We start from the raw sequence: 22,469 nt of genomic DNA, 5'->3' as shown, positions 1-22,469 counted from the left end.
GCCTGCCATGTATTCAGCCATCGTCTTCCTCCCGCTCCTGGGCTTCTTTCTGGCGGGCATCATCGCGCTCCGTGGCAGCTATAGCGCTGCCATGGTCGGCGCGCCCGCCGACGGGGTCGACACGCATCATGATCATGCGGCGCATGGGCACGATCATGACCATCACGGCCATGGCGACCATGGTCATGACGATCATGGCCATGATCACCATCACGCCGCCGCTCCGGGTTCGCGCCCGGCGGAACTGATCACCACCGGCCTGCTGCTGGTCTCGGCGGTGCTGTCCTGGATCGCCTTCCTGACGATCGGTTCGCCGGAAGGCGAGGCGGTTCGGATCAAGGTGCTGCCCTGGGTGACCTCCGGCACGCTCTCCTTCGATTGGGCGCTGCGCGTCGACACGCTGACCGCGATGATGCTCGTCGTCGTCACCTCGGTCTCGTCGCTCGTGCACCTCTACTCGATCGGCTACATGAGCCATGACGAGCACCGGCCGCGCTTCTTCGCCTATCTGTCGCTCTTTACCTTCGCCATGCTGATGCTGGTGACGTCGGACAACCTGTTCCAGATGTTCTTCGGCTGGGAAGGCGTCGGTCTCGCCTCCTATCTGCTGATCGGCTTCTGGTTCAAGCGTCCGGCAGCCAATGCCGCCGCGATGAAGGCGTTCGTCGTCAACCGCGTCGGCGATTTCGGCTTCGCGCTCGGCATCTTCGCCATCTTCGTGATGTTCGGCTCGGTCGAGTTCGACACCATCTTCGCCAACACCGGCAGCGTCGCCGGCCAGACGATCCATTTCCTGTCCTGGGACTTCGATGCGCTGACGGCGATCTGCATCCTTCTGTTCATCGGTGCGATGGGCAAGTCGGCGCAGTTCCTGCTGCACACCTGGCTGCCGGACGCGATGGAAGGCCCGACGCCGGTCTCGGCGCTGATTCACGCCGCCACCATGGTGACCGCGGGCGTGTTCATGGTCGCCCGCATGTCGCCGCTGTTCGACCTGGCGCCCACGGCACTGACGGTCGTGACCTTCTTCGGCGCGACGACGGCGTTCTTCGCCGCCACCGTTGGCCTGGTCCAGAACGACATCAAGCGCGTCATCGCCTACTCGACCTGTTCGCAGCTCGGTTACATGTTCGTGGCGCTCGGCGTCGGCGCCTATGGCGCGGGCGTGTTTCATCTGTTCACGCATGCCTTCTTCAAGGCGCTGCTGTTCCTCGGCGCGGGTTCGGTGATCCATGCCGTCTCGGGCCAGCAGGACATGCGCCACATGGGCGGCCTGCGGAAGAAGATCCCGCTGACCTACTGGACGATGATCATCGGCACGCTGGCGCTGACCGGCTTCCCGCTGACCGCCGGCTACTACTCGAAGGACGCGATCATCGAGAGCGCCTTCGTCGGTCACAACGCCTTCTCCGGCTATGCCTTCGTCCTGACGGTCGCCGCCGCGCTGATGACCTCGTTCTACTCCTGGCGCCTGATCTTCATGACCTTCCATGGCAAGCCCCGCGCTTCGGCCGAGGTCATGAGCCATGTGCACGAGTCGCCGCCGGTCATGACCGTGCCGCTGCTGGTGCTGTCGGTCGGCGCGCTGTTCGCTGGCATGGTCTTCGCCAACCAGTTCATCGGCGAGGGATATGCCGAGTTCTGGAAGGGTTCCCTGTTCACCAATCCGGACAATCACATCCTGCACGAGATGCACAGTGTACCGTCGCTCGTGAAGTACTCGCCGTTCGTCGCCATGGTGCTCGGCCTCGCGATCGCCTACTGGTTCTACATCCGCTCGCCCGAGACGCCGAAGCGCCTCGCGGCGGAGCAGCCGGTGCTCTACCGGTTCCTGCTGAACAAGTGGTACTTCGACGAGATCTACGACTTCCTGTTCGTTCGACCGGTGAGGGCGCTTGGCCGCTTCCTGTGGAAGAAGGGCGACGGGATGGTGATCGACGGCCTGGGTCCGGATGGCATCTCGGCGCGCGTCGTCGACGTCACCAACCGGGTGATCCGGCTGCAGTCCGGCTACGTGTACCATTATGCCTTTGCCATGCTGATCGGCGTCGCTGCGCTGGTCACGTGGATGATGTTTGCGGGTTGAGGGGTTTTAGATGACTGACTGGCCGATCCTCTCGACCGTTACCTTCCTGCCAACGGTCGGCGCACTCCTGCTTCTGCTGATCCGCGGCGACGACGCCGCGGCGCGGCGCAACGTCTACTGGATCTCGCTCTGGACCACGATCGTCACCTTCCTGGTGTCGATCCTGATCTGGGTCGACTTCGACAATTCCAGCGCCGGCTTCCAGTTCGTCGAGCGCAGCGAATGGCTGGGCGGCAAGATCTCCTATTCGATGGGCGTCGACGGCATCTCCATGCTGTTCGTCATCCTGACGACCTTCCTGATGCCGGCCTGCATCGTGGCGTCCAAGTACTCCGTGAAGTTCCGCTTCAAGGAGTACATGATCGCCTTCCTCGTGCTCGAAACGCTGATGATCGGCGTGTTCTGCGCGATGGACCTGTTCCTGTTCTACGTCTTCTTCGAAGCCGGCCTGATCCCGATGTTCCTGATCATCGGCGTCTGGGGTGGACAGCGGCGCGTCTATGCGGCGTTCAAGTTCTTCCTCTACACGCTGCTCGGCTCGGTGCTGATGCTGCTCGCCATCATGGCGATGTACTGGCAGGCCGGCACGACGGACATCCCGACGCTGCTCGACCACCAGTTCCCGGCCTCGATGCAGACCTGGCTGTGGCTCGCCTTCTTCGCCTCCTTCGCGGTGAAGATGCCGATGTGGCCGGTGCACACCTGGTTGCCGGACGCGCACGTCGAGGCGCCGACGGCAGGCTCGGTCATCCTGGCCGGCGTGCTGCTGAAGATGGGCGGTTACGGCTTCCTGCGCTTCTCGCTGCCGATGTTCCCGATCGCCTCGGCCGATTTCGCGCCGATGATCTACACGCTCTCCGTCATCGCCATCATCTACACCTCGCTGGTGGCGCTTGTTCAGACGGACATGAAGAAGCTGATCGCCTACTCGTCGGTCGCCCACATGGGCTACGTCACGATGGGTATCTTCACGATGAACGCCCAGGGCGTCGAAGGCGCGATCTTCCAGATGCTGTCGCACGGCATCGTGTCGGGTGCGCTCTTCCTCTGCGTCGGCGTCATCTACGACCGGATGCACACCCGCGAGATCGCGGCCTATGGTGGCCTCGTCAACCGGATGCCCTTCTACGCGACGGCCTTCCTCGTCTTCACCATGGCGAATGTCGGCCTGCCGGGCACCAGCGGTTTTGTCGGCGAGTTCATGGTCCTGATCGGCGTCTTCCGCGCCAACACCTGGGTCGCGGCCTTCGCCACATCCGGCGTCATCCTGTCGGCCAGCTACGGCCTGTGGCTCTACCGCAAGGTGATCATGGGCGCGCTGGACAAGGCGAACCTCAAGTCGATGTTCGACCTGTCGCGTCGCGAGATCGCCATTCTCGTTCCGCTGGTCGTGCTGACGATCTTCTTCGGCGTCTATCCGACGCCCGTCTTCAACGTGACGGGGCAGGCGGTCGACAAGCTGATCACCAACTATCAGGCCGCGCTCTCCGCTGCCGGCAAGCTCGCGCTGGCAGCGCAGTGAGGAACACGGACAGATCATGATGGACCTCGCTACGTTCCCCTCGCTCATGCCGTTCCTGCCGGAGCTGACGCTCGCGGTCGGTGCGCTCGTGCTTCTGATGATCGGCGCCTTCGGCGGCGAACGGACGACCTCGCTCGTCACCACGCTGGCGGTGCTTCTGGTTCTGGTCGCCGGACTGGTCCTGGTCTTCAAGGCCGAGGACGGCGTCACCTTCAACGGCGCCTTCGTGCTCGATCCCTTCGCCCGCTTCATGAAGCTGCTTGCGCTCGCCGGTTCCGGCTTCGCCATCATCATGTCGACGAACTATACCAAGCGGGAGAAGATCGCCCGCTTCGAGTATCCGGTGCTGATCCTGCTCGCGACCCTCGGCATGATGCTGATGATTTCGGCCAACGACCTGATCGCGCTCTATCTTGGCCTCGAGCTGCAGTCGCTCGCGCTCTACGTCGTCGCCGCCAGCAACCGGGACTCGGTCCGGTCGACGGAAGCCGGCCTCAAATACTTCGTGCTCGGCGCGCTGTCGTCCGGCATGCTGCTCTACGGCATTTCGCTGATCTACGGCTTCACCGGCCACACCCAGTTCCAGGGCGTCGCCACCGCGCTGAGCGCCGGCCCGGTCTCGGTCGGCGTGGTGTTCGGCCTGGTGTTCGTCATCGCCGGCCTTGCCTTCAAGGTCTCGGCAGTGCCGTTCCACATGTGGACTCCGGACGTCTATGAGGGGGCCCCGACCTCGGTCACGGCATTCTTCGCCGCCGCGCCGAAGGCAGCCGCCATGGCCCTGTTCGTCCGCGTTCTGGTCGGCGCCCTCGGCCCGGCCACCGCCGACTGGCAGCAGGTCATCACCTTCATCGCCATCGCCTCGATGATCCTCGGCGCCTTTGCCGCGATCGGCCAGCGCAACATCAAGCGCCTGATGGCCTATTCGTCGATCGGCCATATGGGCTTCGCGCTTGTCGGCCTCGCGGCCGGCACCGAGGCAGGCGTGCAGGGCGTGCTGATCTACATGGCGATCTATGTCGCCATGACGCTCGGCGCCTTCGCGGTGATCCTGTTCATGCGGCGCCAGGGCACGATGGTCGAGGACACCAGCGATCTCGCCGGCCTGTCGCGCACCCATCCCGTGGTCGCCTTCATCTTCGCGATGATCCTGTTCTCGCTCGCGGGCATTCCGCCGCTGGCCGGCTTCTTCGCCAAGTTCTACGTCTTCCTCGCAGCCATCGAGGCGAACCTCTATGTGCTGTCGGTGATCGGCGTTCTGTCGAGCGTGGTCGGCGCGTTCTACTATCTCCGTCTCGTCAAGATCATGTATTTCGACGAGCCGGCCGGCGCCTTCGAGCCGATGTCCGGCGAACTGCGCGTCGTTCTCGGTCTGTCGGGGCTGTTCGTCATTCTCTTCGTCTTCATCGCCGGCCCGCTGGGCACGGCGGCGAGCGTCGCAGCCAAGACCTTCTTCTGATTTGATGGAGTTCAAGCTCGGCCGGGCCTCCGCAGAAAGCGCCTACCGTCTCAAGTTCTTCGAGACGACGGGTTCGACAAATGCCGAGGGCCTGGCGGCCGCGCGCGCCGGGGATCCCGGCCGTTGCTGGTTCGTGACGGCGCAGCAGACCTCGGGCAGGGGGCGCCGGGGGCGGCCATGGGCCATGCCGGCGGGCAATCTCGCCGCCAGCCTCCTGGTCATCGTCCCCAATCAGCCCGCAACCGCTGCGACGCTCGGTTTCGTGGCGGGACTGGCGCTCGACGAGGCGCTGCGTTCGGTGGCTCCCGGCCTTGCATTCCGGATCGGGTTGGACGGGATTGAGGGAGATGGCCCGGCCGGGAGGCGGGATCGCCTCCGGCTCAAATGGCCGAACGATGTCCTGCTCGACGGTGGCAAGCTGGCCGGCATCCTACTGGAGGCCGAGCCGCTCCCGGATGGCCGCCTCGCGGTTGTGATCGGAATCGGTGTAAATGTCGTCGCAGCCCCCGAGGGCTTGCCGTATCCTGCGACGGCACTTGTCGAACTGGGTGTCGGGATCGATGCGTTTCGCTTGTTCGAAGCGCTTTCCGACGCTTGGGCGAGTGTTGCACGCGTCTGGAATGAAGGGCGCGGTTTCAAGGCGGTTAGACGGCTTTGGCTCGATCGTGCGGCCGGGCTCGGCGAGACGGTCGCCGTGCGGGTGGGCGAACAGGTATTCTCTGGAGTTTTCGAGACGATCGATGAGGAAGGCCGCCTCGTCATTCGTTCTCCCGAGGGTTTGGTTAGGACGATCGCCGCCGGCGAAGTCCATTTCGGTACAGTGGCGACGTCGAGGCAATGAGCGCAAAAACAGCAGCTACGGACGACTTCGTCTTTCTTCCCCTGGGTGGCGTCGGCGAGATCGGTATGAATCTCGCCCTCTACGGCTACGGCCCTTCCAATCGGCGGCGCTGGATCGGCATCGATTTCGGTATCAGCTTCGGCGGCCCGGACCTGCCGGGCGTCGATATCGTGCTGCCCGATATCCGCTACATGGTAGAAGAGCGCGATTTCATCGACGCGATCATCATCACCCATGCGCATGAGGACCATTTCGGCGCGCTGCTGGATCTGTGGCCGCGCCTGCGCGTGCCTGTCTATGCCAGCCCCTTCACCGCCGGATTGCTCAACGCCAAGCGGGCTGCCCAGCCGGGCGCTCCCGAAATCCCGATCACCATCGTCCACCCCGGCGACCGCGTGACGATCGGCGCGTTCGAGGTCGAATTCATCGCGGTGGCGCATTCGATCCTGGAGCCCATGTCGCTGGCGATCCGCACGCCGCTTGGCACGGTGGTCCACACCGGCGACTGGAAGCTCGATCCGGACCCGGTCATCGGTCCGTTGACCGACGCCGCGCGGTTCGCGGCGATTGGCGACGAAGGTGTGCTGGCGCTCGTCTGCGATTCGACCAATGCGATGCGGGAGGGCCGCAGCCCGAGCGAGACCGAAGTCGGGCTGTCGTTGACCGAGATCGTCAAGGAAGCGACGGGCCGCGTCGCGTTCACCACCTTCGCGTCGAATGTGGGCCGCATCAAGTCTATCGCGCTGGCCGCGCAGGCGGCGGACCGACAGGTGGTCGTCGTCGGCCGCGCGTTGCGTCGCGCCATCGAGGTGGCAACCGAGCTCGGCTATATGGAGGGCTTGCCGCCCTTCCTCGACGAGGAATCCTATGGCTACCTGCCGCGCTCCAAGGTCGTTGCGATCCTGACCGGCAGCCAGGGCGAGCCGCGCGCGGCCCTGGCCCGCATCGCCGAGGACGAACACAAGTTCGTCGGTCTTTCGCCGGGCGACACGGTCGTCTTTTCGGCGCGTCCGATCCCCGGCAACGAGAAGGCGATCGGCAACATCATCAATGCGCTCTGCGACCAGGGCATCGTGGTGATCACCGATCGTGACCGCCTCGTGCATGTATCCGGCCATCCGCGCCGCGATGAGCTGGCCGAGATGTATGGCTGGGTTCGTCCCGAGATCGCCATTCCGGTGCATGGCGAGGCCATGCATCTCTGGGCGCACGCGGCCTTTGCCCGCGACATGGGCGTCAAGCAGGTGGTGCTCACCGAGAACGGCAATATCGTTCGCCTGGCGCCGGGTCCCGCTGAAGAGATCGACGATGTGCCGGTCGGCCGCCTCTACAAGGACGGCATGATCATCTCGGACGAGGACGGCGTCGGCGTCCCGGAGCGGCGCAAGCTCGGCTTCGCCGGCCATGTCGCCATCTCGGTGGTGCTCGATTCCAAGGGCGGCGTCGCCGTCGATCCGGAAATCGCGCTGACCGGACTGCCCATCCAGGGCGTCTCCGGCCACCCGTTCGAGGAGACCGTCATGACGGCGGTGCTCGGCACGATCGAGAGCATCCCGCGCGCGCGCCGCCGCGACGCCGAACTGGTCCGCGAGGCGATTCGCCGCTCGGTGCGGGCCTCGATCCGGCAGGCTTGGGGCAAAAAGCCACTTTGCACTGTGTTCGTCGCGATCGTATGACGCCTGTGCGGACGCAACGTCCGCGAAGGAGCAGGGCATGATCGGCCGACTGAACCATGTCGCGATCGCGGTGTCGGACCTCGACGCCGCGGTGCGGACCTATCGGGACACGCTGGGCGCGCGCGTCTCCGCGCCGCTGCGCCTGCCCGAGCATGGCGTCGTGACGATCTTCGTCGAACTGCCGAACACCAAGATCGAACTGCTGGCGCCGCTGGGTGAGGATTCGCCGATCGCGAAATTCCTGGCCCGCAATCCGGATGGCGGCATTCATCACCTCTGCTATGAGGTGGACGACATCCTGGCCGCGCGTGACCGGTTGAAGGCGGATGGCGCCCGGGTCCTGGGAAATGGCGAGCCGAGGATCGGCGCGCATGGCAAGCCGGTGTTGTTCCTGCATCCCAAGGACCTTTGCGGAACGCTGGTCGAACTCGAGGAGGCCTGAACAGCATGCCGATCTACAGCATTTTCGCCGTCTATTTCATTGTCTGGTGGCTGGTGATTTTCATGGTGCTCCCGTTTGGCGTTCGCACCCATGACGAGCAGGGCGATGTTCTGCTGGGCACTACCGAGAGCGCGCCGGCGAATCTGCATCTGGTTCGCAAGATGATCATCACCTCGGTCATCAGCGCGATCATCGTCTACGGCATCTGGTACGGCTATGTGAAGATGGGCTGGACAGCGGAAGTTCTCAGTCACTTCTCGTTCTGAGCCGAAAAAAGAACAGCGCCGCGTGCGAGCAATAAAAAAGGCAAGATCCGCGAGGATCTTGCCTTGAATAGTTCGCGTTCAACCCCTCAGCCGAGCTTTTCGCTCGATTGGCTTTGATCGAGCTCGTTATGGCGAGCTCGGCGGCAGCTGCTTTTCAGCGCGCCAGAGGGGGCTTCCTCCCAAGACTTAGACCGCGTGCCGTTGTTTGGAGCCACGCTTTATTGCGTGTTCCTTTGTTATGACCCGACGTTATCCAATGCCCACGCGCTTGTCATCTAATTGTGCAAGGGCAGCCCATATTTTTTGCGTCAGTATGACTGACCTTAGTGGCAGCGAGGTGCGAAGGGGGGATTCGCGCGTCGGATTTTGCTTTGGACGTGTTCAGGCACCTCTGCACAAGGCTTGGGCATGCCGCGACAAAGGCGCTGATTTCCAGGACTTGTGTTTTCGTCCGCGTATGGCTTGATGTGCGCCCATTCGACTCGCTGGAGCCCTTTTCTGATGCGCCTTTCCCGCTCATTCCTGCCGACTCTCCGCGAGACGCCGAAGGAAGCCGAGATCGTTTCTCACCGTCTGATGCTTCGCGCCGGTCTGATTCGCCAGCAGAGCGCGGGCATCTATTCCTGGCTGCCGCTCGGCCAGAAGGTCTTGAGCAACATCCAGCGCATCGTCCGCGAAGAACAGAACCGCGCCGGCGCCGTCGAGATCCTGATGCCGACCTTGCAATCGGCCGATCTTTGGCGCGAGAGCGGACGCTACGACGATTACGGCAAGGAGATGCTGCGCATCCAGGACCGGCAGGAGCGCGAGATGCTCTACGGCCCGACGAATGAGGAAATGGTCACCGACATTTTCCGCAGCTACGTGCGCTCCTACAAGGAGCTGCCGATGAACCTCTACCATATCCAGTGGAAGTTCCGGGACGAACTGCGTCCGCGTTTCGGCGTCATGCGCGGCCGCGAATTCCTGATGAAGGACGCCTATTCCTTCGACGTCGACGAGGCCGCGGCGCGCCGCGCCTATAACCGCATGTTCGTCGCCTATCTGCGCACCTTCGATCGGCTTGGCGTCAAGGCGATCCCGATGCGCGCCGATTCGGGCCCGATCGGCGGCGACGCCACGCACGAGTTCATCGTTCTGGCTTCGACCGGCGAGAGCGCGGTGTTCCTCGACAGGGCGGCGCTCGAGACGCCGGTTCCCGGCGACGACATCGATTTCTACGGCGATCTCACGCCGATCGTTTCGGCCTGGACCGAGAAGTACGCTGCCACCGAAGAGATGCACGACAAGGCGGTTTTCGAGGCCCTGCCGGAAGAGAACCGCATCGAGGCGCGCGGCATCGAGGTCGGCCAGGTCTTCTATTTCGGCACCAAATACTCGGAACCGATGGGCGCCACGGTCACCGGACCGGACGGTGTCGATCGTCCCGTGCATATGGGTTCCTACGGGATCGGCGTGTCGCGGCTGGTGGCGGCCATCATCGAGGCGAGCCATGACGAGGCGGGCATCATCTGGCCGGAGAGCATCGCGCCCTACAAGGTCGCCCTGATCAATCTGAAGGTCGGCGATGCCGCGACGGATCTGGCCTGCGACGGGCTCTATGAGCGCCTTACGAATGCCGGAATCGAAGTCCTTTACGATGATGTAGAGGGCCGCGCCGGGGCTAAGTTTGCGACCATGGACCTGATCGGCCTTCCGTGGCAGCTGATCGTCGGTCCGAAGGGACTTGAGCGTGGCGAAGTCGAGATCAAGCGACGGGCGACGGGCGAACGCGAATCCGTTAGCCTGGATGCGGCAGTGGCCAAACTTCTGGGCAGCTCTTAACGCGCGGCGCGCCGCGATCGGGACAGGAATGGCTGAGCCGACCGGCACGAAACCGTTTTCCGCTTTCGAATGGATGCTGGCGTTGCGCTACCTGCGCGCGCGCCGGCGTGAGACCTTCATCTCGATCATCGCGGGCTTTTCCTTCATCGGCATCATGCTCGGCGTCGCGACGCTGATTATCGTGATGTCGGTGATGAATGGCTTTCGCGGCGAGCTGATCGACAAGATCCTCGGCATCAACGGCCACATCGTCGTGCAGCCGCTGGAGACGCCGTTCACGGATTTCGCCGATGTCGCCAGCCGGATCACCATGGTCAAGGGCGTGACGGCGGCTATTCCGCTCGTCGAGGGGCAGGTGCTGGCGTCGGGTGCCAACAACTCGACCGGTGCGCTCGTTCGCGGCGTGCGGTCCGAGGACCTGCCGAACCTGCCGAGCATCTCGAAGAACGTGAAGCTCGGCACGCTCGACAATTTCGACGAAGCCGAGGGCGTGGCCATCGGCACGCGGCTCGCGACCAATATGGGCCTCACCATCGGCGACAAGCTCACGCTGGTCTCGCCGCGCGGCAACGTCACGCCGATGGGAATGACGCCGCGCATCAAGGCCTATCCCGTCGTGGCGATCTTCGAGATCGGCATGTCGGAATATGATTCGTCCTTCGTCTTCATGCCCTTCGCCGAGGCGCAGGCCTTTTTCAATCTGGACGACAAGGCGTCCGCGATCGAGATCTACCTCTCCGACGCCGAACAGACCGGGGCATTGCGCGAGCCGATCGAGACTGCCGCCGGCCGGCCCGTGCTGTTGACCGACTGGCGCCAGCGCAACATGACCTTCTTCTCGGCGCTCGAGGTCGAGCGCAACATGATGTTCATGATCCTGACGCTGATCGTGCTGGTCGCGGCGCTGAACATCATCTCCGGCCTCACCATGCTGGTGAAGGACAAGAGCCACGACATCGCCATCCTCCGCACCATGGGGGCGACGCGCGGCTCGATCCTGCGGGTGTTCTTCATCACGGGCGCCGCCATCGGCACCGTCGGCACCGCCTTCGGCGTGCTGCTCGGCACCGTGGTGTGCCTGAATATCGAATCGATCCGCCAGTTCGTGTCCTGGTTGACCCGCACCGAGGTATTCTCGCCCGAGCTCTATTTCCTGTCGAAGCTGCCGGCGGACATGAACCCCGGCGAAACGCTCTCGATCGTCATCATGGCGCTCGTGCTCAGCTATCTCGCCACGCTGTATCCGGCGTGGCGCGCGGCGCGGCTCGATCCGGTCGAGGCCCTGCGATACGAATGAGCAACGTCTTGACCGAAGAACGGCAGAAGCCGAAACCCGCCGCGGAACAGGCGCCCGCACTCCGCCTTCTGGGCGTCGAGCGCCACTATAAGGAAGGTACCGGCAAGCTCTCGATCCTCACCGGCGCCAGCCTGGCGATCTATCCGGGGGAGATCGTCGCGCTCGTCGCGCCCTCCGGCGCCGGCAAGTCGACGGTGTTGCACATGGCCGGCCTGCTGGAGCGTCCGGATGGTGGCGACGTCGAGATCGGTGGCCGCCTCGCCGGTTCGCTCGGCGACGGCGACCGCACGGCGATCCGCCGGCTCGAGATCGGCTTCGTCTACCAGTTCCACCATCTGCTGCCGGAATTCACGGCGCTCGAGAACGTGATGATGCCGCAGCTGATCCGCGGTCTCAACCGCAGGGAGGCGGCCCGCCGCGCCGCCGAACTGCTGGCCTACATGAAGCTGGAGGCGCGCGTGACGCACCGTCCGTCCGAGCTTTCGGGTGGCGAGCAGCAGCGCGTGGCGATCGCCCGCGCCGTGGCCAACGCGCCGCGCCTGCTTCTGGCCGACGAACCCACCGGCAATCTCGACCCGAAGACGTCGCACTATGTGTTCGACGCGCTGGAGGCCCTGGTGCGCGCCTCCGGCCTGGCCGCGCTCTTCGTCACCCACAACATGGAACTGGCGGAGCGGATGGATCGCCGCATCACCCTTCAGGCGGGCAAGATCGTCGAATTTTGAGGCGCATGACGTTTGTGCGCGGTCGGTGCGTTTCCTAGGACTTCCATCCTGGGGGCTGCGGGAAATGAGATCCCTGTTTCTCGAACGCCCCGCATACGCTTGCTACTTTGCTCATCCCATTCGTCGGCTGCGGTCCTGCTGCGCCGAAAACATGAGCAAGGAACCACGATGCGTCGCCTTCCGGTTGTAACGGCTGCGGTCCTCTTGGCGCTTGGCGGGCTTCCGGCATTCGCCGACGCGCCGAGCACGATCCTCAACGCGTCCTACGACGTCTCGCGCGAGCTGTTCGTCGCGGTCGATCAGGCCTATGCCGCGAAATATCTGAAGGACACCGGCAAGACGCTGGAGATCAAGCAATCGCATGCCGGTTCGTCCAAGCAGGCGCGCTCGATCCTCGAAGGCCTTGACGCCGATGTCGTGACCTTCAATCAGGCGACCGACGTGCAGGTCTTGGCCGACAAGGGCTTTGTCGCCAGCGACTGGACCTCGAAGTTCCCGCATGGCGCGTCGCCCTATTACTCGCTGCCCGTCTTCCTGGTCCGCGCCGGCAATCCCAAGGGCATCAAGGACTGGAACGATCTGGTTCGTGACGACGTCAAGCTCGTCTTCCCGAACCCGAAAACCTCCGGCAATGCCCGCTACACCTACCTGGCCGCGACCGCCTACGCCAAGGAAGCCTTCGGCAATGACGAGGCCAAGGTGAACGACTTCGTCAAGAAGTTCCTCGCCAATGTCGTCGTGTTCGACACCGGGGGGCGCGCTGCCACCACGACCTTCGTCGAGCGCGAGATCGGCGACGTGCTGATCACCTTCGAGACGGAGACGACGGGTATCCGCAAGGAGTTCGGCACCGACAAGTTCGACGCTGTCGTTCCGTCCGTCAGCCTGCTGGCCGATTTCCCCGTCGCGATCGTCGACAAGGTGGCGGAGAAGCGCGGCTCGACCGAGATCGCCAAGGACTATCTGAACTTCCTCTATTCGCCGGAGGGCCAGACGATCCTGGCCGAGCATGGCAATCGCGTTCGCGATGAGGCTGTATCCGCCAGGTTCGCGGACTCCTTCAAGCCCGTGCGTCTCGTCACCGTGGAGGCGGTCTTCGGCGGCTGGCCGGCTGCCAACAAGACCTATTTCGGCTCCGACGGGCTTCTCGATCAGCAGCTCGCAGGCCAGTGAGTTCCGTTGATATGGGGATGGGCGGAGCCGGCGCGTTGCCGCGCCGCCGCCTATCGACGGCTGGTGGCAAGGGGCAGGGCCGGGTCGTACCCGGCTTTCGCCTTTCGCTGGGTATCACGCTCTTCTATGCGGCGATCATCATCTGCCTGCCGCTTGCGACGCTGATTCTCGTCGGCGCGCGCCTCGGGCCTGCCGATTATTGGGCTGTCGTCAGCTCGCCCCGCGCGCTGGCGAGCTACCGCGTCACGCTGGGCGCCGCGGCGCTCGCCACGATGTTCAACACCGTCTATGGCTTCGCGCTCGCCTGGGTGCTGGTCCGCTATGAATTTCCGGGGCGCCGGGTGCTCGACGCGATCGTCGATCTGCCCTTCGCCCTGCCGACGGCGGTGGCCGGCGTCGCGCTGACGGCGATCTTCGCCAAGAACGGATGGTTCGGCGAACCGCTGGGAGCCCTCGGCATCAAGGTTGCCTACACGCCGATCGGCATCGCCCTCGCCATGGCTTTCACCAGCTTGCCCTTCATCGTGCGCACCTTGCAGCCGGTGATGGAAGAGCTCGACGGCGAGATCGAGGAAGCGGCCCGCACGCTGGGCGCCGGCACGGTCACGATCTTCTTCCGCGTCGTGCTGCCAATCCTTGTGCCGGCGTTGCTCGCAGGCGTCTCGCTTGCCTTCGCGCGCTGCCTCGGCGAATTCGGCGCCGTGATCTTCATCGCCGGCAACCAACCCTACAGCACCGAGATCACCGCCTTGCTCGCCTTCATCCGGATCGAGGAATACGACTATCCCGCCGCCGCCGCGATTGCGACCGTGATGCTCGGTACCGCCTTCGTGCTTCTGGTCGTCACCAACGCTGTGCAGGCTCTTGCACGCCGCCACGAGTTGGCGCCATGAGCCAGGCCTCCCCGCCGCTCGCCGGTGCCGCAGGACGTGGATGGTCGCGTCCTGTCGTGATCGGCATCGTGCTGCTGGTCACGGCGCTCGTCATCGGCGCGCCGGTGGCCGCGGTTTTCGTCCAGGCGCTGTCACAGGGCGTCGGCTATGCGCTGGATTCGCTGGCGCAGCCGGATACGCGGGCCGCGATCTGGCTCAGCATCACCGTTGCCATCGTCGTGGTGCCGATCAACACGGTATTCGGTATCGCCGCCGCCTGGGCGATCGCCAAGTTCCGCTTTCCAGGCCGAAAGCTGCTGCTGGCGATCGTCGAACTGCCGTTCTCGGTCTCGCCGATCGTCGCGGGCATTTCCTATCTGTTCGTCTATGGCGGGCAGGGGCTGTTCGGCCCGTTCCTCGAAGCGCACGATCTGAAAATCATGTTCGCGCTGCCGGGCATCATCCTGGCGACGACCTTCGTCACCGCGCCCTTCGTGGCGCGGGAACTGATCCCGCTGATGCAGCTTCAGGGAAATGGCGACGAGGAAGTCGCCGCGACGCTGGGCGCGCATGGCTGGCAGACCTTCTTCCGCGTGACGCTGCCCAACATCCGCTGGGGCCTGCTCTATGGCGTCGTGCTCTGCAATGCGCGCGTTCTGGGCGAGTTCGGCGCCGTTTCGATCGTCTCGGGCAACATCCGCGGCGAGACCAACACGCTGCCGCTGCATGTCGAGCTGCTCTATCACGACTACAACGCGGCCGGCGCCTTTGCAGCGGCCTTGGTGTTGACGCTGGTCGCGCTCCTGACCCTGTTCGTCAAGACGATACTGGAGCGGGTCACCGGCAGCGCCGGGGCGCTGCACGGATCCTGACCTCTCAGCAGGCGCTGAGACGCGCCAGTTCGTGCCGCCGCTTCACCAGCACATGGCGTGAGGTCGGCAGCGCGATGGTGCCGGCGCATTCCAGCTGGGTCATGGTGCGCGAGACGGTCTCGATCGTCAGGCCGAGATAATCGGCGATGTCCTGTCGGGACATGGGCAGGTCGATTTCCACGTGGCTGCCCTGACGCTCGGCCATCTCGGTCAGGAACGAGCCGATCTTCTCGAGCGCCGTCTTGCGGCCAAGCAGGAGCGAATGCTGCTGGCAGGCATCGAGGCTGCGCGCCGTGATGTCCCAGAGCGCGCGGGCGATCTCCGGGTCGCGACCGGCCGCGGCGAATGCGGTGTTCCGGTTGATCATGTGGATGGTCGTGTCCGTGATCGCCTCGGCGGCGAAGCAGTGAACGGCCCGCGCCTCCATGCCGAAATAGTCGCCCTCCATGAGGAAGGCGCCGATCTGGCGGCGGCCATTGCTGAGCAGCTTGCAGGTCCGCACCGTGCCGCTGATGACCTGGTAGACATACTCCGCCGGGTCCTCCTCGGCGACGATCTCGGCGCCGCGTTCGAAGTGCATCGTCACGCCCATCAGGCCGATGTAGTTCGACGGCGCGAAACGCGAGCCCTTGACGACGATGCCAGCCGCGCGGTCTCTCATTTCCGGAAGGATGGTCCGGGCAGTGGCAACGGCGCTCAGCATGTCGTCTTCCTCGCATTCGATCGGTATGAACGCTGGAATAGGATGAAGACGGCTGCGCCGACATTCAGATCATGTACCTAAGGGATATCCCGTAGGTGCTCGGCGGCGGGGCGGGAGGTAGTCTGCTTGTTTGCTTTGCGCGGAGCGGCGGCCATCGGCGCCGCGGGCGAATGTCGGAGGCGCGTGGCTCGGCCATGAAGATTTTTTCCTGGCCTATCCCCGGCCTGAGACGGGCTTTGCTCTCCTTCCTGCTTGTCTCCTGTCTGGTCATCGCCGCATCCTGGCTGTCGCTGCACCCCGTCTTCCGTGCGCAGGCGACGTTCCTGCTCTACATTCCAGCGGTCATCGTCGCGGCGGGCATTGGCGGGCTCTGGCCCGGGATCGTGGCGATCGTCGCCAGCCTGGGGCTCGGCATGGCGATCTATGGCCAGGCGGACGGGCTCGGCACCTCGCATGTCTGGAATGGCGTCGCCTTTGCGGTGATCGGCGGCGGCCTTGTCGCACTCGGCGAGTGGCTGCACCGCGTCCGGGGGCAACTCGCCACGGCGGCCGCGGACCTGCGCTATCGCGAGGCGCATCTTCGTTCGATCCTCGAGACCATTCCCGATGCGATGATCGTCATCGACGAGGCGGGGCTGGTCCAGTCCTTCAGCGCGGCCGCGCAGCGCATGTTCGGCTACACGGCGGCGGAGATCCTTGGGCGCAATGTCAAGCTCCTGATGCCGTCTTCCTACCGCGAGCAGCATGACGGCTATCTCGAGCGCTATAGGAAAACGGGCGAGCGGCGGATCATCGGCATCGGCCGCATCGTCGTGGGCGAGCGCAAGGATGGCTCGACCTTTCCGATGGAACTGGCGATCGGCGAGATGCATTCCGGCGAGCAGCGATTCTTCACCGGCTTCGTCCGCGATCTTTCCGAGCGGCAGGAGACGGAGGCGCGGTTGCAGGAACTGCAGTCGGAACTGGTCCATATTTCGCGTGTCACCGCGATGGGCGAGATCGCCTCGACGCTGGCGCATGAGCTGAACCAGCCGCTCTCGGCGGTCGCCAATTATCTGCGCGGCTCGCGCCGGCTGCTGGAAAACGCGACGCCGGAAAACATCCCCAAGGTTCGGGCCGCGCTGGAAAGCGCGGCGGACCAGGCGCTGCGGGCTGGCGAGATCATTCGCCGCCTGCGCGATTTCCTCGCGCGCGGCGAGACCGAGAAGCGGGTGGAGAGCCTGGCGCGGCTGATCGAGGAGGCGAGCGCGCTGGCCCTCGTCGGCGCCAAGGAGAAGGGCATCCGCATTCGGTTCGAGCTCGCTCCCGACGTCGACCTCCTGTTCGGCGATCGCGTCCAGATCCAGCAGGTGCTGGTCAATTTGATGCGCAACGCCATCGACGCTATGGAGGAGGGCGGCGGTAGGGATCTGGTCATTTCCAGCGAGGTCGAGGCGGGCGACATGATCCGGGTGAAGGTTTCGGACCGGGGGACCGGCATTGCGCCCGAGGTGATGGCGCGGCTGTTCCAGCCTTTCCTGACGACCAAGCAGAATGGCATGGGCGTCGGCCTGTCGATCTGCCGGACCATCGTCGAGGCGCATGGCGGGCGGATCTGGGCCGAGGGCAATCCCGGCGGCGGCACCGTGTTCAATTTCACCGTGCCGGCCGTGCGGATCGAGGAGGCGGAGCGTGTCCACTGAACGTAGGGTCCATGTCATCGACGATGACGATGCCGCGCGCGATTCGCTCGCCTTCCTGTTCGAAAGCGCCGACATCGCGGTGGCGACATACCCTTCCGCAGAAGCTTTCCTGGCCATTGCGCCGGCTCTCCCGGATGGGTGCATCGTCACCGACGTGCGGATGCCGGAGATCAATGGTATCGAACTGCTGAAGCGTCTCAGGGCGCAGGCCATAACGCTGCCGGTCATCGTCATTACCGGGCATGCCGATATTGCCCTCGCCGTCGAGGCCATGAAGAGCGGCGCGGTCGACTTCATGGAGAAGCCGTTCGACGACGAAGCGATGCTTCGCGCCGTCCGCTCCGCCTTCGCCCGTCACGGCACGACCCGCGAGCAGGGACAGGAGCGGGTCGCGATCCGGCAGCGCCTGGCGGCGCTGTCCAACCGCGAGCAGCAGGTGCTCGACGGGCTTGTTGCCGGCCATGCCAACAAGCGGATCGCGCATGACCTCGATATCAGCCCGCGCACCGTCGAGATCTACCGCGCGCATGTGATGACCAAGATGGGTGCATCGAGCCTGTCGGAACTCGTGCGCATGGCGCTCGTCGTGGGCGCAGAAGGAAGCTTCGCCGCAAGGGAAGGTTGACCGGCCGCCTTGAGGTGGATCAATGCGGCCGCTCGGGGAGCCGGGCAGGGTGTAGGCTTTCCGCGCGAACCCGAGAGCGATGGCCGTTTCCGCACCCTCCGAACCGCGACCGCCTTTGGTCTTCGTCGTCGACGGCGATGGCGCCGTCCGTCGTTCCCTGTGGTTCGCGCTGGGGATCGAAGGTTTTCAGGTCGACACCTTCGCCGATGCCGAGGCGTTCCTGAAGCTGGCGGAATGCCGTCCGGGCGCCTGCATTGTCGTCGACTATCGGCTGAAGGGCATGAGCGGGCTTGAATTGATCCAGTCGATGCGCCGGCGCGATTGCCCGATCCCCGCGATCCTGACCGTCACCAACCCGTCGCCGGCATTGGCCCGTCAGGCCGAGGCGGCCGGCGTCGCGCTGGTCGAGAAGCCGCTGCTGGGCCCGGCCTTGCTCGACCGGATCCGCGAGGCCCTGGCGGGCGATCTTCCTCCAGACGATCCCGGCGCCCCCGCCTGAGGCGGCCATCCCGCGGCGACGCCTTGCGGCGGATTGGTCAGGCAACCGGCGCCGGTTTTGCGTCGGGATTGCGCAGTCGAATCGGGACGCGCGTGCTACGACGCTCGGAGCGAGAGCGCGAACGGGATGTAGCCAGGGCCTTCCATGAACGATTCGACGAGCAGCACGGGACGCAGCCCCGTACCGGCCATGATCGGCCTTTGCGCGGTCATCCTGATCGTGGCGGCGATGTATTGGGCCAGCAACGTCTTCGCGCCCATCTCTTTCGCGCTGCTGATCATCGCCATGGTCTGGCCGTTGCAGCGCGCGCTCCAGGCCCGTCTGCCGCAGTTGGTGGCGCTTCTGGTCTGCCTCGTCGGCACTATCGTGGTGATGGGGATCTTCACGCTGCTGCTGGGCTGGAGCCTCAATCGGGTCGGCATCTATGTGCTGAGCGACACGGCGCGCTTCCAGACGATGTACAACGAGCTCGCGGCCTGGCTCGAGGGCCACGGCATCGCCGTTTCCGGCCTCTGGGAACAGCATTTCAGCGTCAGCTGGATCCTGCGCATCGTCCAGCAGGTCACCGGCCGGCTCAACAGCACGCTGACCTTCTCGCTGGTCGTGCTGATCTACGTCATGCTCGGCCTGCTGGAAGTCGGCGATATCGGCCGCAAGCTGCGCCGTTTCAAGACCGGTAGCCTTGGCCATGCCTTTCTGGTCGGCAGCGGCGAGACCGGCGCCAAGCTGCGCCGCTACATGCTGGTGCGCACGCTGATGAGCATCATGACGGGCGTGCTGGTCTGGGGCCTGACCTACAGCGCCGGCCTCAGCCTGTCGGCCGAGTGGGGCGTGATCGCCTTCGCGCTCAACTACATCCCGGTGATCGGACCGCTGTTCGCCACCGTGCTGCCGACGCTGTTCGCCATCGCCCAGTTCGAGACCTGGCAGGCGGCGATCCTGATCTTCGTCTTCCTGAACCTGATCCAGTTCCTGGTCGGCAGCTATCTGGAGCCCCGGATCGCCGGCAAGTCGCTGTCGCTCTCGCCGGTCATGGTGCTGTTCGCGGTGTTCTTCGGCACGTTCCTGTGGGGCATCGCCGGCGCCTTCATCGGCGTGCCGATCGTCATCGCCATCGTCACCATCTGCGCGCATCATGATTCGAGCCGCTGGATCGCCGACATCCTCGGCTCCCCGCCGGCCGATCCGGAAGCCGGCTGAGGCGGGGTTAACAGCGCCCGTTCTGGTAACGGCCCGTTAGCACCCCGTCAGCGCTCACGCCGTTTCCGGCTCCGGCGCGGCGACCAGGACGCGCTCCGGCCTTGCCAGTGCCAGGCCCTTGCCGTCGACATGCAGGGTATGGACGTAGAAATAGCTCCCCTTGGCGTTGGTCCCCTCCATCACCGGCGAGGGGGCCGAGAGGATCGGCATGCCCCCGCTCTCGCCGATCCAGTCGACATGGCGATGGCCATGCAGGACGACGACCCGGCCGGCGAAACGCTGAAGCCGCCGGACGAACCAGCTGCCATTGATCAGCGCCGTGCCGATCCGTTCCGACAGCGCATTGGCCGGCTGAGGGTATTCGACGACGTGATGGTGCAGCGCGACCAGCCAGGACGCCTGCGGATAGTCGGCCTTGGCCGCGTCCATCGCCCGCGCCTGCTCCAGCGACACCATGCCGAGCGCGTTGGTGAAGGAGAAATGCGTCTCGGCATTCGAGTTCAGCACGATGATGCCGAGCCCGTCCGGGCGTGAGGGCGGCTGCACCATCGGGAAGGATGTCTGCCAGATATCCGCGACGGGGCGCCAGGCCCGGCGCGAGGCGCGGTCGGCGAACGCCTCGATCGAAGCGCGCCGACGCTCCATCGCCTCGCGAAACGTCTCGCCGAGACGGTTGTGTTCGCGGTCGACCAGCCGGTAGCGGTCGCCCTGCAGGGCCTCCATCGCCGAAAGCGTGCGCAACTGCCGCAGCCGCTTGTTCGGGCTCGTCGGCAGGTCCATGCGGGCGGGGTTGTTCCGGTCGACGACGTTGACGTCGTGGTTGCCGGGCAGGATCGTCACGAGCGGCACAAGGTCCGGGAACGGCTCCAGCGCGTCGAAGAATTCGGCCCATTCGGTCGAGATGCCGGCATCGGTCATGTCGCCGGTGATCAGGATCGCGTCGAGTGGCCTTGCCGCGTGCACGGCGCGCAGCCGCTCCAGCGTCGCCTTGAACTTGTCATTCCCGCGCGGGCCCACCCGGCCGCTCTCGATGCGGAAGCCATAGCGTTCGCCCACGCAATGAATGTCGGAGAGATGGGCGACCCGCCAGCGCGGCGCATCGTCGGGCGCCGGGCGGAAGCCGGTGAAGCCGCGCGGTTGCGCCATGGTGGCGTCGGCGATGCCCCAGACGAGGGCCGCGATGGCGAGATAGGCGCAGAGCAGCACCGTGCCATTGGCAAGCGCGATCCCCACCACCCGGCGCGGCGCGCTGAGATCGGCCAGCGTTCCGGTCCAGTGCGTCGCCGGCCAGATCAGCGCCGCGACGCCGATGGCGAGCACGCAGACGGTCAGGCCGGCGATCGCCGCCGTCATGGCGCGCGCCCGGGCGATCGTCGCGGGCCTGGCATCGATGCGGCGCAGCAGTCGATGCTCGATCAGATGGCGCAGCGTCTCGCGGCACAGCGCATAGGCCGGCTGCACCGCGATCGAATTCAGTGACCAGAAGCTGCTCTCGATCATGCGGAACAGCGGCCGGCCGCCATACCAGGCGACCAGGCCGAGGATCGCCAGCAGCAGGATGGGTACCAGGCCGGTAAACAGCTCCGCCGCTTGTCGCGACACTTTGCTGATCCAGATCGACAGGAAGAAGGGAGTGAGCCCGAGCGCGAGCCCGGGCAGACCCATCAGCAGGGTCCAGGCAAGGATCAGCTTGAGCGGGCTGATCTCGGCCAGGAGAGATCCGGCGATCGAAAACAGCGAGCGCTGCTTCGTGCTGGAGGCGTCGTCTTCAATGTCGCCCTTGCGGGGATCGACAATCGGGTTCATCGGCGGCACACGGGCAAGGGCGACATCAATCCGGTTAGCTCGTGGCGCCGCCGGCGGGGGCGGCCGGCTCGCTGGGAGCGGTGGTCTCGGCCGGCGCGGCGGCATGATCGGCCAGCGCCTCACGCAGCGCCTTTTCCTGCTCGTCGGTGAGCGAGGTGCGCATCACCGTGCCGCCGACGCCACGCAGGTCCGCCAGGACCTTGTCGGTGGTCATCTTGCGGATCAGCAGGAACAGGCCGGCATTGCCCGGCGCCAGCGACTCCGCCGCATCCTTCATGAACTGGTCGTTGATGCCGACATCGGTGAGCTTGCCGCCGAGTGCGCCGGAAGCGGCGCCGATCGCCGTGCCGACCAGCGGCATCAGGAAGATGAAGCCGATGAGCGTGCCCCAGAAGGCGCCGGAGACGGCGCCGGTCGCCGTGGTGTTCACCAGCTGGTTGAGCTTGACGCGGCCATTGGCGTCGCGCACCGCGACCACCGCGTCGCCGAGCTCGATCAGATATTCCTTCTGCATCTCGAGGACGCGGTCGCGCACTTCCTCGGCCTTCTGCTCGGACGGGAAGGCGATAAAGACGAGGTCGCTCATTGGGAAAACTCCATCGTTCGGAACGATCTTGAACTGTTGGCCGGTTGGCGGCCGGCATCCGGCCGCCTGCAAACATGCAATGGCACAGCAACGCTACCATAGCGCGACGGCGCAGGATTGCGAGCGCGTCCCGTCCCGCCGCGCGGCTCCTTGTCCCGAAAGAACGGTTGATGCACAGCCGTCTTGCGCGTGCCGCGCGGCCTCCTTGTGATCCCGCCATTCCTGCCTGCCGACAGGCGGCAAAATGCCGTCCCGACGGAAAGACTTGACGACGAGAACAAAACATGAACATATGAGATATCGACAGTCCGATAAG

Annotated in this window: 20 protein-coding genes; 17 read left to right on the top strand and 3 right to left on the bottom strand. The window is 65.0% G+C overall.

The window, feature by feature from the left end:
• Positions 1-7: 7 nt before the first annotated feature.
• The 13 genes from nuoL (at position 8) to cysW (ending at position 15,052) form a co-directional block, all read left to right on the top strand.
• Positions 8-2,086 carry an NADH-quinone oxidoreductase subunit L gene (gene nuoL / locus OSH10_RS11550; RefSeq protein ID WP_266331895.1) on the top strand — a complete coding sequence of 693 codons (2,079 nt, stop codon included), beginning with the start codon at positions 8-10 and terminating at the stop codon, positions 2,084-2,086.
• A gap of 10 nt (positions 2,087-2,096) precedes the next feature.
• Entirely contained in the window at positions 2,097-3,608 is a 1,512-nt protein-coding gene (locus tag OSH10_RS11545; protein ID WP_266331894.1) for an NADH-quinone oxidoreductase subunit M, read from the top strand.
• Positions 3,609-3,624: 16 nt separating this feature from the next.
• Complete coding sequence (gene nuoN, locus OSH10_RS11540) at positions 3,625-5,064, top strand: NADH-quinone oxidoreductase subunit NuoN (protein ID WP_407660706.1); 1,440 nt, start codon at positions 3,625-3,627, stop codon at positions 5,062-5,064.
• A gap of 4 nt (positions 5,065-5,068) precedes the next feature.
• Complete coding sequence (locus OSH10_RS11535; RefSeq protein WP_266331893.1) at positions 5,069-5,905, top strand: biotin--[acetyl-CoA-carboxylase] ligase; 837 nt, start codon at positions 5,069-5,071, stop codon at positions 5,903-5,905.
• The gene (locus OSH10_RS11530; RefSeq protein ID WP_266331892.1) at positions 5,902-7,581 is read left to right on the top strand and encodes a ribonuclease J; all 1,680 of its coding nucleotides are present in this window, start codon (positions 5,902-5,904) and stop codon (positions 7,579-7,581) included. The genes OSH10_RS11535 and OSH10_RS11530 overlap by 4 nt, the downstream gene beginning before the upstream one ends.
• A 37-nt stretch (positions 7,582-7,618) precedes the next feature.
• Positions 7,619-8,023: a methylmalonyl-CoA epimerase gene (gene mce, locus OSH10_RS11525; protein ID WP_266331891.1), complete on the top strand. Its 405-nt coding sequence runs from the start codon at positions 7,619-7,621 to the stop codon at positions 8,021-8,023.
• A gap of 5 nt (positions 8,024-8,028) precedes the next feature.
• Positions 8,029-8,289 (top strand): DUF1467 family protein, encoded by a 261-nt coding sequence (locus OSH10_RS11520; RefSeq protein WP_266331890.1) that lies wholly within the window; start codon positions 8,029-8,031, stop codon positions 8,287-8,289.
• A 501-nt stretch (positions 8,290-8,790) separates the two neighbouring features.
• Complete coding sequence (gene proS / locus OSH10_RS11515; RefSeq protein WP_266331889.1) at positions 8,791-10,113, top strand: proline--tRNA ligase; 1,323 nt, start codon at positions 8,791-8,793, stop codon at positions 10,111-10,113.
• Positions 10,114-10,141: 28 nt separating this feature from the next.
• Positions 10,142-11,410: a lipoprotein-releasing ABC transporter permease subunit gene (locus tag OSH10_RS11510; protein ID WP_266331888.1), complete on the top strand. Its 1,269-nt coding sequence runs from the start codon at positions 10,142-10,144 to the stop codon at positions 11,408-11,410.
• Positions 11,407-12,135 carry an ABC transporter ATP-binding protein gene (locus OSH10_RS11505; RefSeq protein ID WP_266331887.1) on the top strand — a complete coding sequence of 243 codons (729 nt, stop codon included), beginning with the start codon at positions 11,407-11,409 and terminating at the stop codon, positions 12,133-12,135. Before OSH10_RS11510 ends, OSH10_RS11505 begins: the two co-directional genes overlap by 4 nt.
• Positions 12,136-12,303: 168 nt before the next feature.
• Complete coding sequence (gene cysP / locus OSH10_RS11500) at positions 12,304-13,308, top strand: thiosulfate ABC transporter substrate-binding protein CysP (RefSeq protein WP_266331886.1); 1,005 nt, start codon at positions 12,304-12,306, stop codon at positions 13,306-13,308.
• Between the two features lie 35 nt (positions 13,309-13,343).
• Complete coding sequence (cysT, locus tag OSH10_RS11495; protein ID WP_266331884.1) at positions 13,344-14,201, top strand: sulfate ABC transporter permease subunit CysT; 858 nt, start codon at positions 13,344-13,346, stop codon at positions 14,199-14,201.
• The gene (gene cysW, locus OSH10_RS11490) at positions 14,198-15,052 is read left to right on the top strand and encodes a sulfate ABC transporter permease subunit CysW (RefSeq protein ID WP_266331883.1); all 855 of its coding nucleotides are present in this window, start codon (positions 14,198-14,200) and stop codon (positions 15,050-15,052) included. Before cysT ends, cysW begins: the two co-directional genes overlap by 4 nt.
• 4 nt (positions 15,053-15,056) lie before the next feature.
• On the opposite strand, the gene OSH10_RS11485 is transcribed toward cysW, so the two are convergent.
• A complete protein-coding gene (locus OSH10_RS11485; protein WP_266331882.1) occupies positions 15,057-15,755 on the bottom strand; it encodes a helix-turn-helix domain-containing protein in 699 nt (232 codons plus the stop codon).
• A gap of 194 nt (positions 15,756-15,949) precedes the next feature.
• On the opposite strand from OSH10_RS11485, the gene OSH10_RS11480 reads away from it, so the two are divergent.
• From OSH10_RS11480 to OSH10_RS11465, 4 genes are all read left to right on the top strand, one after another.
• The gene (locus tag OSH10_RS11480) at positions 15,950-17,437 is read left to right on the top strand and encodes a PAS domain S-box protein (RefSeq protein WP_266331881.1); all 1,488 of its coding nucleotides are present in this window, start codon (positions 15,950-15,952) and stop codon (positions 17,435-17,437) included.
• A complete protein-coding gene (gene fixJ, locus OSH10_RS11475) occupies positions 17,427-18,062 on the top strand; it encodes a response regulator FixJ (RefSeq protein WP_266331880.1) in 636 nt (211 codons plus the stop codon). Before OSH10_RS11480 ends, fixJ begins: the two co-directional genes overlap by 11 nt.
• Positions 18,063-18,141: 79 nt before the next feature.
• Positions 18,142-18,561: a response regulator transcription factor gene (locus tag OSH10_RS11470; RefSeq protein ID WP_266331879.1), complete on the top strand. Its 420-nt coding sequence runs from the start codon at positions 18,142-18,144 to the stop codon at positions 18,559-18,561.
• Positions 18,562-18,705: 144 nt separating this feature from the next.
• Positions 18,706-19,761, top strand: a complete 1,056-nt coding sequence (locus tag OSH10_RS11465) for an AI-2E family transporter (RefSeq protein WP_266331878.1) — start codon at positions 18,706-18,708, stop codon at positions 19,759-19,761.
• A 54-nt stretch (positions 19,762-19,815) separates the two neighbouring features.
• Here the strand turns inward: OSH10_RS11465 and OSH10_RS11460 are convergent, their stop codons facing one another.
• The gene (locus tag OSH10_RS11460) at positions 19,816-21,567 is read right to left on the bottom strand and encodes a metallophosphoesterase family protein (RefSeq protein WP_266331877.1); all 1,752 of its coding nucleotides are present in this window, start codon (positions 21,565-21,567) and stop codon (positions 19,816-19,818) included.
• 34 nt (positions 21,568-21,601) lie between these two features.
• On the bottom strand, positions 21,602-22,153 hold the full coding sequence (locus OSH10_RS11455; RefSeq protein ID WP_266331876.1) for a DUF1269 domain-containing protein: 552 nt from the start codon (positions 22,151-22,153) through the stop codon (positions 21,602-21,604).
• Positions 22,154-22,469 lie beyond the last annotated feature (316 nt).

The sequence above is a fragment of the Kaistia defluvii genome (assembly GCF_026343955.1).
GTDB lineage: Bacteria > Pseudomonadota > Alphaproteobacteria > Rhizobiales > Kaistiaceae > Kaistia > Kaistia defluvii.
The sequence above is the reverse complement of the archived record's forward strand: the minus strand, read 5'-3'. Positions and strand labels throughout refer to the sequence as shown.